At 32.2% G+C, this 14,263-nt stretch carries 11 protein-coding genes; 7 read left to right on the plus strand and 4 right to left on the minus strand.

Annotation, left to right across the window (positions count from 1 at the left end; all coding sequences use genetic code 11):
• Nucleotides 1-107: 107 nt before the first annotated feature.
• From OJ995_RS00340 to OJ995_RS00365, 6 genes are all read left to right on the plus strand, one after another.
• The gene (locus OJ995_RS00340; RefSeq protein WP_264367628.1) at nt 108-2,870 is read left to right on the plus strand and encodes a TonB-dependent receptor; all 2,763 of its coding nucleotides are present in this window, start codon (nt 108-110) and stop codon (nt 2,868-2,870) included.
• Between the two features lie 142 nt (nt 2,871-3,012).
• Nucleotides 3,013-4,161: a hypothetical protein gene (locus tag OJ995_RS00345; RefSeq protein ID WP_264367629.1), complete on the plus strand. Its 1,149-nt coding sequence runs from the start codon at nt 3,013-3,015 to the stop codon at nt 4,159-4,161.
• Between the two features lie 106 nt (nt 4,162-4,267).
• Nucleotides 4,268-4,606 carry a T9SS type A sorting domain-containing protein gene (locus OJ995_RS00350; protein ID WP_264367630.1) on the plus strand — a complete coding sequence of 113 codons (339 nt, stop codon included), beginning with the start codon at nt 4,268-4,270 and terminating at the stop codon, nt 4,604-4,606.
• 158 nt (nt 4,607-4,764) lie between these two features.
• Entirely contained in the window at nt 4,765-6,474 is a 1,710-nt protein-coding gene (locus OJ995_RS00355) for a T9SS type A sorting domain-containing protein (RefSeq protein WP_264367631.1), read from the plus strand.
• Between the two features lie 133 nt (nt 6,475-6,607).
• A complete protein-coding gene (locus OJ995_RS00360; protein ID WP_264367632.1) occupies nt 6,608-8,290 on the plus strand; it encodes a T9SS type A sorting domain-containing protein in 1,683 nt (560 codons plus the stop codon).
• 83 nt (nt 8,291-8,373) lie between these two features.
• Entirely contained in the window at nt 8,374-9,354 is a 981-nt protein-coding gene (locus tag OJ995_RS00365) for a LuxE/PaaK family acyltransferase (protein ID WP_264367633.1), read from the plus strand.
• Here the strand turns inward: OJ995_RS00365 and tyrS are convergent.
• Complete coding sequence (tyrS, locus tag OJ995_RS00370) at nt 9,347-10,636, minus strand: tyrosine--tRNA ligase (RefSeq protein ID WP_264367634.1); 1,290 nt, start codon at nt 10,634-10,636, stop codon at nt 9,347-9,349. The genes OJ995_RS00365 and tyrS overlap by 8 nt on opposite strands.
• 102 nt (nt 10,637-10,738) lie before the next feature.
• On the opposite strand from tyrS, the gene OJ995_RS00375 reads away from it, so the two are divergent.
• Nucleotides 10,739-11,740: an NAD-dependent epimerase/dehydratase family protein gene (locus OJ995_RS00375; protein ID WP_264367635.1), complete on the plus strand. Its 1,002-nt coding sequence runs from the start codon at nt 10,739-10,741 to the stop codon at nt 11,738-11,740.
• On the opposite strand, the gene OJ995_RS00380 is transcribed toward OJ995_RS00375, so the two are convergent.
• From OJ995_RS00380 to OJ995_RS00390, 3 genes are read right to left on the minus strand one after another with little or no spacing between them, the layout of a single operon-like run.
• Entirely contained in the window at nt 11,712-12,101 is a 390-nt protein-coding gene (locus OJ995_RS00380) for a DUF4296 domain-containing protein (protein ID WP_264367636.1), read from the minus strand. The two genes, OJ995_RS00375 and OJ995_RS00380, sit on opposite strands and share 29 nt — an antisense overlap.
• Nucleotides 12,101-13,447, minus strand: coding sequence for a dihydroorotase (locus OJ995_RS00385; protein WP_264367637.1), 1,347 nt, complete (start codon nt 13,445-13,447; stop codon nt 12,101-12,103). Before OJ995_RS00385 ends, OJ995_RS00380 begins: the two co-directional genes overlap by 1 nt.
• Nucleotides 13,447-14,169, minus strand: a complete 723-nt coding sequence (locus OJ995_RS00390; RefSeq protein ID WP_264367638.1) for a polyprenol monophosphomannose synthase — start codon at nt 14,167-14,169, stop codon at nt 13,447-13,449. Before OJ995_RS00390 ends, OJ995_RS00385 begins: the two co-directional genes overlap by 1 nt.
• Nucleotides 14,170-14,263: the final 94 nt, after the last annotated feature.

A 14,263-nucleotide genomic window follows, 5' to 3' on the forward strand; every position in this document is an offset into this window, starting at 1 on the left:
TAATCTATTAACAATTAGGTAACGCATTCGCAACTAATTCATAACAGGCAAGTAACTTTACTATAACACTTCAGCAGTTCCTTTGCACCAAAATTTAACAACACAAAATGAAACTACGTTTTTTACTATTGTCATTATTCTTTACAGTAGCAATGTTTGCTCAAAATGGAACTGTTACTGGAACTATTTTAGATAAAGAATTTAACAACGAACCTTTACCATTTGCCAACATTGTAATTAAAGGAACAAAACAAGGGGCTTCTACAGACGAGAACGGAAAATATTCGATTTCTCTGAAACCAGGAAACTATACTTTAGTAATAGGATATTTAGGATACGAAACTAAAGAAATTCCATTTACCTTAAAAGCTAATGAGAAAAAAGTTATCAATCACACTTTGGAAGCTAGTGGAGTTCAATTAGCAGATATTGAAATTATTCAAGTAGTTTCTAAAGAAAAAGAAAGTGCTTTATTGCAAGAACAACAAAAAGCAGTAGAAATCAAACAAAGTATTGGAGCGGAAGAAATTTCTAAAAAAGGAATCGGTGATGTTGCTGCAGCAGTTGCAAAAACATCTGGTATTTCAAAACAAGAAGGTTCAAGTGATATTTTTGTTAGAGGTCTTGGAGATCGATATAATTCAACAACAATGAATGGATTACCTTTGCCTTCTAATAACCCTTCAACAAAGAATATGTCTTTAGATGTTTTCTCTACTGATATTGTAGAATACATTGGAATTGACAAAACATTCAACTATAAAAACTACGGAGATTTTGCAGGAGCAAATGTAGATATTGTTTCTAAAACTTACAAAGGAAGCGGAATGATTGAAGTAGGAAGTGGCATGAATGCAAATTCAAATGCAATTTCTCAAAATAATTTCTATTTACAAGACGGACCTAGTTTTCACGGTTTCAGCAATCAATCTATTCCAAATAATCCTTTAGCTGGATACAATTTTACTACTAGCTGGGATAAGCAAGCAGCAACTCCAATAGGAAGTTCATTTTACTTAAGAGGAGGAGATTCTTATTCAGTAGGTTCAAATGGGAAATTAAGTTTCTTTTTAAACACTTCTTTCGACAACAACTATAACTACAAAGAAGGTGTAAGAAGAGGTGGTGTTGAAGCAAGTCAAGGTGTAGCTTATAAAGATTTATTTAGAAAAGCATATGAATATCAAACGAGTTCAAATGCAATGGCTAATATCAACTATAAAATAAATAGTAATCATAACATCAAATTGAATACGATGTATATTAATTCTACATCTCAAAAACACGAAGAGTTTACAGGTGTAATTGATATTTTTGATGCTGCTCCTGATGGTGGAGGATATTTATCTCGTTCTACTTTTGAAAGAACTTCATTACTTATCAATCAATTATTAGGTAATCATACTTTAAGTAATCGTATTAACTTTGATTGGGGGATTTCATACAATATGATGACCAATGTAATTCCTGATCGTATGCAAAACACATTCGTACCATTAGATAATGATAACCCAACAACATCTCCACTAATTGTTTCAAACTTAAACAAATCGGACAATCATAGATATTTTCAAGAAATGACAGATGATGAATTAGCTGGAAATTTTACTTTGTCATACAAATTTGGAAAGACATCTGATGATAAGTATAAAGGAAAATTTATAGCTGGATATAGTGCTAGATATAAAGAAATTAATTTTGATGCAACTCAGTTCAACTTCAAAATTAATTCACAACAAGTTATTGATTTGAATAATATTGATGGCTATTTTAACCAAAACAGTTTTAACTTAGGTTATTTCGATATTCAAACATTTAGAGGTGGTTTAAGCGCTCCAAATGCATTAGACCCTCAAAACTTTAATGGTCAACAAATTATTTCTGCAGGTTTTGGAGCTATTGAATACCAGTTTACACCAAAATTATTTGTAATTGCTGGTTTCCGATCAGAGTATATCATTCAAGATATCTTTTATAGCACTTCATTAAAATCAGGTAAAAAATTATCTGACACTATGGAATATTTACCTTCATTAACTGCAAAATATGAAATAAGCGAAAAACAAAATATAAAATTTGCAGCTAGTAAAACTTATACTTTACCTCAGTTTAAAGAAAGAGCACCTTTCTTGTTTGAAGAAGTAGGACAAAGTTTCTTTGGAAATGAAAACTTATACAACTCAACAGATTATAACTTTGATTTGAAATGGGAAATGTTCCCTAAAAATGGTGAAGTTATTTCATTTACAGGATTTGGAAAATATATTCAAAACCCAATTAATCAAGTTACAGTTGCTTCTGCTACAAATGACATTTCTTTTGTTAATACGGGAGAAAAAGCAGTTGGATTAGGAATTGAAGGTGAATGGAGAAAAAACATTATTTCACGAGAAAACAACACAACTGGTGAAAAAACCAACTTAGGATTTGGACTTAATGTATCGTACTTATTTACGAATCAAGATTTAGATACTCAAAAAGTAATCGAAGAAAATCCTGGAATTAGTGTAGCCTTTACTAATAAAGATTCAAGACTTACTGGAGCTTCTGATTTATTAGTAAACTCTGACATCAGTTTTAATAAAGATTTTAAAAATGATAGATCGCTAACTGCAACTTTAGCAGGAGGTTATTTTTCAGATAGAATATATGCTCTTGGTGTTACTGGAAAAGGTGATTTAGTAGATAGCGAAGTAATTACTGTAGACTTTGTTTTAAAATACAAATTAAATAAAAATATTGGATTTGGATTTAGTGCAAAAAACTTAACTGACCCAACTATTGAAAGAACGCAAGACATTCAAAATGTTGTAGTTGACTCATACAAGAAAGGTAGAAACTTTAGTATTTCAATGAAATATTCTTTCTAAACATTTAATTTACAATAAATAAATATTAGGCAGATTTATTTGAAAATCTGCCTTCTTTTTTTTAATAAACAGATAACATTTAGTTAAACACAAAATCACAAATTGAGTCTACATTTGCTTCAACAAATTAAATAACACAAAAATGAAAAATTTACTATTATCAGCTTTATCAATAGCTGTTTTAACTTTCACTTCTTGTTCAAGAGAAGAAGAATCAGATAACAACAATAATGCTGTAACTATTAATCCAGCAGATTTTAAAGGAGAATTATTAGCAGGACAATCAGCTACTTTAGACCCTACTCAAGTATACAACTTAACAGGTTCATTCATAGTAAGAGGTGGTGCAACTTTAACTATTCCTGCAGGAACAAGAATTGAAGCAACTGGTGGAACTGCATCTTATATTGCAATTGCACAAGACGGATTACTTTATGTTAATGGAACATCTACTAACCCAGTAGTGATGACAAGTGGAAATGCTGTTAAAGCAACTGGTGATTGGGGTGGATTAGTAATTTGTGGTAGAGCAAACACAAATAAAGGTGGTTCTACAGGGCAAACAGCTACTTCTGAAGTAGGAGATTTAACATATGGTGGTACTGAAAATACTGATAGCTCAGGAGTTATTCGCTATTTAAGAGTAGAATATACAGGTGCTGCTTTTAATGCAACTAAAGAATTTAATGGAGTATCATTATTTGGTGTTGGTAGTGGAACAGTATTCGAATATATACAAGCATACAAAAGTGGTGATGATGGAATTGAATTTTTTGGAGGATCTGTTAACCCAAGATATTTAATTGCTTTACATAGTGAAGATGATGCAGTTGACTTTGCAGATGGTTTCTCTGGAACAATTGATTATGTATTCATCAAAGATGTAGCTAAAGCTGGAGTTGAAGGATCAAACAATGGAGATAACGGAGCTGCAACTCCAACTACAAATGTTACTTTAAAAAACTTTACAATCGTTAAAGGAAGTTTAGCTGGTTCTGAGCACGGAATATTCTTAAAAGAAGGTACTGGAAAATGGAATTGCCAAAATATCTATATTGATGGTTTTACAAAAGGTTTAAAAATTAAATCTGCTGCAGAAGATCCTAGTTCTAACACAAATATTGATAATGGTTTTGTAACTTTTAATCCAATCTTCTTTGGAACATCAATTACTACACAATCAGAATATGCTGGTACAAACACAACATATTTAACTGTAGGTACAAATACTGGTGCAGGAAATAGCGGTGAAACTCCAAGCTGGGCAACTGGTTGGACGGCTGGTTTCTAAATAAAACTTAAAATATATAAAAATCCCTCTTAAAGAGGGATTTTTTAATTGGCATTGTATTTGTAATTAAAAAATGGTTATCTTTACACTCAATATTATGTTGTACATGAAAAAAAAATACTACTATATTTTTATTCTACTAGTTTTGTTTTCTTTTAGCCTTCAGGCGCAAGAGAACAAAACTTCTATTGCAACAAAAACTCAAGAACCTACAATTGAGGGCTTAGCCATTTACCCAAATCCCGTAAACTCTGGAAAAATTTACATTACTACCAAATCGTCATTAGACAAAAAGGTAGAAATTTTTAATGTACTTGGAAAAAAAGTACTAGAGACGGTTATTACTTCAAAAGAAGTAAATGTAAGTAATTTAGCTGCTGGCGTATACATCATCAAAATTAAAGAAGGTGATGCTACTGCTACTAGAAAGCTAATTATTAATTAAAATATACAAAAGAATTAATTTTTACAAAAAAACATTTGTACCGAATATCATTCGGCTTTTTAATTAGTTTTCAGTAAATTAATTAAAACTTAACATCTTTTTTTAATAAGAAAATTAATTTGTTTTTATCTTTGTACTCAATTTTTAATTCATATAACATGAAAAAACTTTACACTTTATTATTAATCGTAGTAAGCAATTTGTCTTTTGGACAAGTTTTCTACTCTGAAAACATGGGAACACCTGGTGGAACCACAACAATTGCCGCTAATACATTTCAAAACACATCGCCTATTTTATATTCTGGAACAGCAGATGTTAGAGCGTCTACCGCATCTACAGGATATTCTGGGGCTTCAGCCGGAGGTAATGTTTATTTTGCAAGTAACACAACTAACTCTTTTTTAATTGAAGGAATAAACACATCAACATATAACACTGCAGAATTACAACTTAGTTTTGGACATCACAAAAACACTACAGCTGGAAATAATGAATTAATTGTTGAGGTTAGTACAAATGGAACCACGTTTACCCCTCTTACATACTCAAGAGCAACGGGAACTGGAACAGCAAATTGGACATTAATAACAATAACTTCAGGAATTCCAAGTACAAGTAATCTAAGAATACGTTTTACACAATCCTCTACAACAACTCAATTTAGAATTGATGATGTTAAATTGAATAATGTTTCTGCCTCTTGTACACTTACTCTTGGGACAGCCGTAACTGCCTGTACAGCTTCTACTTCATTATTAGACAACTACACTGTTACTATTCCATACACTGGAGGAGCAAATGCAACTTACACTATATCAACTTTAGGTACAGTATCTGGCGATAATCCAACTTCTGTAGCAGCAGGAAACATTGTTATTACTTTTACTGAAGGAACCGCTTATTCAATTACTATAACCGGCGGAACATGTAATTTAAATGTAACTGGAGCAAGCCCAGAATGTAAAGTAACTAATACATTACCATTTAACGAACCATTCAACTATTCTGCTGGAACAGCATTAAGCACATCACAATTTTGGACAAATACTTCTGTAGGTTCTGATGAAATATTAGCAGTTGCTAGTAGTTTGAATTATACTGGAATTACTTCTACAGGAGGAGCAGTTGCGTTTACTGGAACAGGAAGTGACACTAAAGCTCCTTTCACTACAGTTAATACCGATGCAGTTTACGCTTCTTTTTTATCTAGTGTTACAGACATCACTGGAGTTACAGGTACATCGTATTTTGCGATTTTATCAGATGCATCAAATTCATTTACTGTAGCTAGAGTATGGATTAAAAATGATGGAACTCAGTACCAATATGGTCTAAGTCCTACTGGGCTTGTAGGTGATGTTGTTTGGTCAACTAATCTATACAATGTTGGAACAACACAATATTTAGTCTTAAGACACAATTTTGCTTCAAACACTTTATCTTTATTCGAGAACCCAACAATTGGAGGAACTGCAAGTTCTACAATTAATGTAACACCAGCAACTGCAATAACAAATTTTGCAGGTTTTATTTTAAGACAAGAATCAGCAACTAATACTCCAGCAATGATTATTGATGAACTAACAATTAGTTCAACACCAAACTTCACTCTATCATCAAATTCATTCAATGCAATTGAAGGTTTAACAATGTATCCAAATCCATTAAAAGGAAATACATTATTCTTAACTTCTTCTGCAAACGCGAACATGTCAGTTCAAATTTTTGATTTATTAGGTAAAGAAGTTGTAAAATCAGATGTAATTAACAATACAGTAAACGTTTCTAATTTAGAAGAAGGTATTTATGTAGTTAAAGTTACAGAAGAAGGTAAAACTGCAACAAGAAAATTAGTTATTCAGTAATTAATTTATAACATATTAAAAAGCACCAACTAATGTTGGTGCTTTTTTTATTAAACTAATTTCATAAAAAACTATAAATCATCATATTATTTGAAAAATACTTTATAAATTTGCACCCCTTAAAAATCATAAAATGAAAAAACTTTACACTTTATTTTTATTAGCATTTTCATTATTAACCTATTCACAAGGTTCAATAAATTTTGACACTGCAGCAAATTGGTCTGCAACTCCAGACGCATATGGAAACCACACTTATACTGATGGCAACTTTACAATGACTGGAACAGACATTCTTAGAAACGGCACAACTTTACAAGATGGAGTTGCTGGCGCTTTAGGAACTTACTCAGTTAGACTAAGAAATAATGCAACTACCAATATTATTATGAATATTGCATCAGGTGGTGTTGGTACATTTTCTTTTCAAGTAAGAAGATGGGATGGAGCTCCAGCAACCGACCACACTGTTGAATATTCAACAAATAATGGATCAACTTGGACAAATTCATCTACAATAAATGCATCTGTAACTTCTGATTCAGGATGGAAAACAGTTAATGGTAGTATCAATAGTCCTAATACTAATATTCAAATCAGAATTAAATCAAATACTGTAAATGAAAGAATATTTGTTGATGATTTTTCTTGGACAGCTTCAAGCCCAGATCCAAGTCTTATTATAACTTCTCCTTCAAATGGAGCATTATACAATCCTACAATAAATAGTGTAAATATCGCATTATCTGTTGCTAATTTCAATGTTGCAAACGGTACGGGAGATGGACACATCAGATATTCTGTAAATAGTGGTACTGGAGTTATGAAATATGACACTACACCTATCGCTCTTACTAGCTTAACACCAGGATCATATTCAGTTTTTGTTGAATTGGTTAACAATTCTAACAACCCGATATCTCCTGCAAAAAATGCAACTGTTACATTTGAAATAGCTTCTTATACAGTTGTACCAAATATTGCAGCCGTTAGAAATGACGTAATTACTAATGGTATTGGTAAATATTACCATATCACAGGAGAGGCTGTAGTAACATATGCTAGAACAACAAGAAATCAAAAATACATTCAAGATAGTTCAGCTGCGATACTAATTGACGACAATACTAATGTTATTACAAACCCATTTGTAATTGGCAATGGTATGACAGGATTAAAAGGGCAAACTTCATTATTTAGTGGAACTTTACAATTATTGCCATTAGAAAATATTTCAGCTTCATCATCAGGAAATGTTATTACACCAGAAGTAGTTACAATAGCGGCAATTACTGGAAATATTGAAGCATATGAAAGTGAGTTAGTAAGATTAAATACGGTTACTTTTTTAGAAGGAAATGGAACAAATACTTTTATTAATCCACCTGCAACAAATTACAACTTATCTGATGGAACAAACACAATTACTTTTAGAACTTCATTCGTAGAATCTGATTATATTGGACAAACAGTACCGGTTGGATCTAGAAACCTTGCAGTTTTAGTAACTGATTTTGCGGGAACTGCTCAAGTTACTGCACGTTCAATAGCTGATACTAATTTATCAACAAGAGGTTTTGATGCAATCGAAGGTTTAAAAATGTATCCAAACCCATTAAAAGGAAATACATTATATTTAACTTCAACAGCAAATACTGAGATGTCAGTTCAAATTTTTGACATCGTTGGAAAAGAAGTTGTAAAATCAAAAGTAATCAATAACACTGTAAATGTTTCTGGTTTAAACGCTGGAGTTTACATTGTAAAAATTACTGAAGAAGGTAAAACTGCTACAAGAAAATTAGTTATTCAATAATTAGTTTTTACTTCATATTGAAAAGCATCAACGAAAGTTGGTGCTTTTTTAGTTATGACAAATTTGTTTCCTATTTTTGCACCATGATTTCACAAGAAGACATTTTCCAAATTGGCTCTAAAAAAGAATTTGAAAAAATTACTTTAAAAGTTTTTCGTCATCAGTACGATAACAATTTGGTGTATCAACAATTTTGCAACTTCTTGAAGAAAGACAAAACCAATGTGAAATCATTAACAGAAATTCCATTTTTACCCATTCAGTTTTTTAAAAGCCATACTGTTTTAAGTTCATCAGAACCTATTCAGCAAACATTTACAAGTAGCGGCACAACAGGAATGCAAACGAGTAAACACTTAGTTACAGATGTGAGTTGGTACGAAATGAGTTACCGCTTGGGATTTTCAGAATTCTACGGAAATATTGAAGATTATTGTGTTCTAGCCTTGCTCCCATCCTATTTAGAGCGTGAAGGTTCTTCGTTGATTTACATGGTAGAAGATTTAATTAAAAGTAGTAATCATGAAGATTCTGGATTTTATTTGAACAACTACGACGAATTGATTTCTAAATTGATTGAATTGGATAATTCAGGTCAGAATGTGATTTTAATAGGTGTTACGTATGCTTTATTGGATTTAATTGAGAAACAAAAATTCCAATTAAAAAACACCATTATCATGGAAACCGGTGGCATGAAAGGCAAAAGAAAAGAAATGATTCGCGAAGAATTACATTCGCTTTTATGCAACGGATTTGGGGTTTCTAAAATTCATTCTGAATATGGCATGACCGAATTACTTTCACAAGCGTATTCTCTTGGCGATGGTGTTTTCGAATGTCCACAATGGATGCAAGTTCTTATTCGCGATACGGAAGATGCGTTAACTTATGTTTCTGAAGGAAAAACTGGCGGAATTAACGTGATTGATTTGGCTAATATCAATTCGTGTTCGTTTATTGCTACACAAGATTTGGGAAAAAAATATCCCAACCATTCTTTCGAAGTGTTGGGACGTTTTGATAATTCTGATATTCGTGGTTGCAACCTGATGGTTATTTAACCTTAATCACGTAATAATTTTTCTTTCCTTTTTGTAATAACAAGAATTGATTGTTGATTAAATCTTCTTTAGTGATGATTTTATCTTCTCCTACTTTTTCTTTATTTAAAGAAATCGAGTTTTGTTTTAATTCTCTACGAGCATCACTATTAGAAGCTAAGAAGTTTGTTTTTGCTGCTAATGCTGCAATCATATCCAAACCAGCACTCAAATCTTCCATCGAAATTTCAGCTTGAGGAACGCCATCAAATACTTCTAAAAACGTTTTCTCATCTAATTTTTTTAATTCATCCATAGACGGACTAAAGAAAGCATTTGAAGCAGCAATTGCATTTTCTAAATCTGCTGCAGAATGTACCATCACAGTAATTTCTTCTGCTAAACGTTTTTGCAATGCTCTTAAATGAGGTGCTTCGTTGTGTTCTACAATTAATTTTTCAATTGTTTCTTTATCTAAGAAAGTAAAAATCTTAATGTATTTTTCAGCATCAACATCCGAAGTATTTAACCAGTATTGGTAAAATTTGTAAGGAGAAGTTCTTTCTGCATCTAACCAAATATTTCCACCTTCTGATTTTCCAAATTTTGTTCCATCTGCTTTTGTAATCAACGGACAAGTTAACGCATACGCTTTCCCAGATTCAATTCTACGAACTAATTCTGTTCCGGTGGTGATATTTCCCCATTGGTCACTTCCACCCATTTGTAGCGTACATTTTTTAGCACGGTATAAATGTAAAAAGTCGTAACCTTGAACTAATTGGTATGTAAATTCAGTAAACGACATTCCTTCTGAAGTTTCTCCAGTTAAACGTTTTTTAACCGAATCTTTCGCCATCATATAATTCACGGTAATGTGTTTTCCCACATCGCGAATGAAATCTAAGAATGAAAATTCTTTCATCCAATCGTAGTTGTTTACTAACTCCGCAGCATTAGCTTCCGCAGAAGTAAAATCTAAAAAGCGAGCCAATTGTGCTTTAATCGCTTCTTGATTGTGACGCAAAGTAGCTTCATCTAACAAATTTCTTTCGTTAGATTTTCCTGATGGATCACCAATCATTCCAGTTGCTCCGCCTACAAGCGCTAACGGTTTATGACCACTCAATTGGAAATGTCTCAATAACATTACACCAACTAAATGTCCTATATGCAATGAATCGGCGGTTGGATCAATACCCACATACGCCACACGCATCTGCTCCATCAAATGTTCTTCTGTGCCTGGCATTACGTCGTGGAGCATTCCTCTCCAAGTCACTTCTTCAATAAAATTTTTCATGTTCTTAAATAATTTGAGCAAAGATAGTTTTTAGTTTAAAAGTTTAAAAGTTTGAAGGTTTAAAAGTTAGTCCGTTTTTAAAAGATTTGCTATTTTTACATCATGATTTTAGTCACAGGAGCAACAGGTTTAGTAGGTTCGCATTTGTTAGTACAACTTCTTCAAGAAAATGAGGAAGTTAAAGCGTTATTTCGTTCTGAAAAACAAATTGAAAAAGTAAAGAATGTTTTTGCTTTTCATAATCAAACCTCGCTTTTTGATAAAATCAATTGGGTAAAAGGCGATATTACTGATATTCCATCTTTGGAAATTGCTTTTGAAAATGTCACTCATGTGTATCATTGTGCTGCTTTGATTTCGTTTGATCCTTGTGACGAAGACGAACTTCGAAAAATCAATATTGAAGGAACTGCAAACGTAGTGAATTGTTGCATTGATTTTGATGTAAAAAAACTTTGCCATGTAAGTTCGATTGCTGCCTTGGGAAATCCAAAAGAACACGAAACTACAATAACAGAAGAAACCGAATGGAACCCTGAAGAATTACACAGCGATTATGCCATTACGAAATATGGCGCCGAAATGGAAGTTCTACGTGGCCATCAAGAAGGTTTGGAAGTTGTAATTGTGAATCCGGGAGTAATTTTTGGTTATGGTTTCCCAAAAAAAGGCAGTGATGTAATTATTCAATCTGTAAAAAAAGGATTGTCGTTTTATACCAAAGGTAATATTGGAATTGTATCAGTTGAAGATGTCGTAAAAATTATGATACAATTAATGAAAAGTAATAGTAACGGAGAACGTTATACTTTAGTGAGTGAAAACATTTCAACAAAATCCTTACTAAATTATATTGCAGAAGAATTAAAAGTAAAAAAACCTTCAATTGAAGCAACAAAATGGATGACTTCTATCGCTTGGCGAATGGATTGGTTGATTTCAAAATTACTAAACCGTAAAAGAAAATTAGCTAGAAGTACTGCAACTTCATCACATTCTACAACTACTTTTGATACTTTAAAAATTGAAAAGGAACTTAATTTTACTTTTCAGAAGAAAGAAAGCTATTTAAAAACTATTCTACAGGAACGTAAGTTTGTTTAGTTCCATCGTTAGTGTTTACTTTATTAGCATCTTGTTCAACTTTAATCTTTTCTTGCTCTAATCGCTCAATTACTTTTTTATATATCTTTTTATATTTTCGAGCATTGGCTGCATAATATCTTTGGTTTTGACGATAAGTAACACTATCTATTTTATATTTTTCAAAAATATATTGATCCATTTCAATGTTATGATCTGTTAACTTATAAGGCATAGAACCATCTGTAGCCTGAAGAATTGAAATATCAAAAATAATATCTGCCATTACTTCTTCATCTAATAGATTATCAGGTTTTGGAGCTGGATTCTTAGAACAAGAAAACACAAATAAACTTAGTAATAAAAATAGTATTTGTTTCATTACACTTCTCTTTCAAATAATAATCGTTGTCCTGCTTTTGCTTCTTTTACTTTACCATTATGATAAACTAATTTCCCGTTAACAAAAGTATGTGTTACACGTGATTTAAAGTTATAGCCTTCAAAAGGAGACCAACCACATTTGGCGATAATATTTTCTTTTTTAACATTCCAAGGTAAATAAGCATTTACAATTGCAATATCTGCATAATATCCTTCCTTAATAAATCCTCTTTTCTCGATTTTGAAAATTTTGGCTGGATTGTGACACATCTTTTCTACAATCTTTTCTACTGAAATTTTCCCTTGGTGATGTGCTTCAAACATTGCCACAACAGCATGTTGAACCAGCGGCCCACCAGAAGGACACGTCAAATAAGGATTACACTTCTCTTCTAAAGTATGAGGAGCATGATCTGTTGCAATAACATCAATTCTGTCATCTAGTAACGCTTTCCACAAAGCATCTTTATCTGCTTGTGTTTTTACTGCAGGATTCCATTTAATTAAAGAACCTTTTGCGTCATAATCAGCATCAGTAAACCATAAATGATGGATACATACTTCTGCAGTAATTTGCTTTTGTTCTAATGGAATCTTATTAGTAAACAAGTCCATTTCTTTTGCTGTTGACAAATGAAATACGTGTAAACGCGCACCTGTTTTCTTAGCTAATTCAATTGCTTTTGAAGACGACAAATAACACGCCTCGGCACTTCGAATTAAGTGATGGTATTTCATTGGGATATCATCACCGTATTCTTCTTTGTATTTTTGAGTATTGGCTTTAATAGTAGCTTCATCTTCACAATGAACCGCAATTAACATCTTCGTTGATGAAAAAATCTTTTCTAAAACTTCTGGATTATCTACCAACATATTTCCAGTAGAAGAACCTAAAAACAATTTAATTCCAGCTACATTTCTTGGATTAGTTTTTAAAACTTCTTCCAAATTATCATTGGTTCCTCCCATCATAAACGAATAATTCGCATACGATGTTTTAGCGGCAATTTGATATTTATCTTCTAAAAGTTCTTGGGTGACTGCATTTGGAACCGTATTCGGTTGTTCAATAAACGAAGTAATTCCACCAGCAACCGCTGCTTTACTTTCCGTCTCAATAGTTCCTTTGTGAGTAAGTCCTGGCTCTCTAAAATGCACTTGGTCATCGATAGCTCCTGGCATTACATAACTTCCTTCTGCATCAATAATAACGCAGTCTGACGATTTTGGACTAATTTGCTTGGCGATTTCTTTTATGAATTCATTTTCAATCAATATATCACCTTCAAAAACAACTCCTTCGTTTACAATCTTGGCATTTCTAATTAAAAAACAACTCATTATAATCTATTAAATATTTTACGTAATCTCAACATTATCACTCCTACTACAGCTTCTCGAATAATTCCTCCACTCATTTTTGATTGCCCTTTAGTTCGGTCTGTAAAAATTATCGGAACTTCTACAATTTTAAAATTATTGACAAAAGCACGATATTTCATTTCTATTTGAAACGCATAACCAACAAATTTTATTCTGTCAAGGTTAATTTTTTCTAAAACTATTCTTCTGTAACATTTGAATCCTGCTGTGGCATCAGCAATTTTCATACCAGTAATCATTCTAACATAAACGGAAGCAAAATAAGACAGTAAAACTCGACTTAAAGGCCAATTCACTACATTTACCCCGTTTGAATATCTTGAACCAATAGCTACATCTGCACCATTTTCGCAAGCAGCTAACAACTTTTCTAAATCATTAGGATTGTGCGAAAAATCGGCATCCATTTCAAAAATATAATCATATCCATGAGAAAGTGCCCATTTGAAACCTGCCACATAAGCCGTACCCAAACCCGATTTTTTCGTTCGCACTTTCAAATGCAATTGTGAAGGGAATTCTTGTTGCATTTCTTTCACTTTTGCAGCTGTACCATCAGGAGAATTGTCATCTACTATTAAAACATCAAATGGCGTTTGCAAAGCAAAAACCGCCTTTATGATTGCTTCGATATTTTCAATTTCGTTAAAAGTTGGAATTATAACAACACCCTGAGCCATAAAAAATCATGTATTTTAAGTGCAAAAATAAGCTATTTCTAGTAGACAATTCTTAATAATTTTATAATAATGAATATGACAGTATTTTTTGTAA

It is taken from the genome of Flavobacterium lacisediminis, assembly GCF_025909975.1.
Taxonomy (GTDB): Bacteria; Bacteroidota; Bacteroidia; order Flavobacteriales; family Flavobacteriaceae; genus Flavobacterium; species Flavobacterium lacisediminis.

Excerpts from the sequence above, each read along its gene's own strand:
- OJ995_RS00390 (WP_264367638.1), bottom strand. The coding sequence starts at position 14,169 with ATGGCTCAGGGTGTTGTTATAATTCCAACTTTTAACGAAATTGAAAAT.
- OJ995_RS00365 (WP_264367633.1), top strand. The coding sequence starts at position 8,374 with ATGATTTCACAAGAAGACATTTTCCAAATTGGCTCTAAAAAAGAATTT.
- OJ995_RS00380 (WP_264367636.1), bottom strand. The coding sequence starts at position 12,101 with ATGAAACAAATACTATTTTTATTACTAAGTTTATTTGTGTTTTCTTGT.
- OJ995_RS00355 (WP_264367631.1), top strand. The coding sequence starts at position 4,765 with ATGAAAAAACTTTACACTTTATTATTAATCGTAGTAAGCAATTTGTCT.
- OJ995_RS00360 (WP_264367632.1), top strand. The coding sequence starts at position 6,608 with ATGAAAAAACTTTACACTTTATTTTTATTAGCATTTTCATTATTAACC.
- OJ995_RS00340 (WP_264367628.1), top strand. The coding sequence starts at position 108 with ATGAAACTACGTTTTTTACTATTGTCATTATTCTTTACAGTAGCAATG.
- tyrS (WP_264367634.1), bottom strand. The coding sequence starts at position 10,636 with ATGAAAAATTTTATTGAAGAAGTGACTTGGAGAGGAATGCTCCACGAC.
- OJ995_RS00375 (WP_264367635.1), top strand. The coding sequence starts at position 10,739 with ATGATTTTAGTCACAGGAGCAACAGGTTTAGTAGGTTCGCATTTGTTA.
- OJ995_RS00385 (WP_264367637.1), bottom strand. The coding sequence starts at position 13,447 with ATGAGTTGTTTTTTAATTAGAAATGCCAAGATTGTAAACGAAGGAGTT.
- OJ995_RS00350 (WP_264367630.1), top strand. The coding sequence starts at position 4,268 with ATGAAAAAAAAATACTACTATATTTTTATTCTACTAGTTTTGTTTTCT.
- OJ995_RS00345 (WP_264367629.1), top strand. The coding sequence starts at position 3,013 with ATGAAAAATTTACTATTATCAGCTTTATCAATAGCTGTTTTAACTTTC.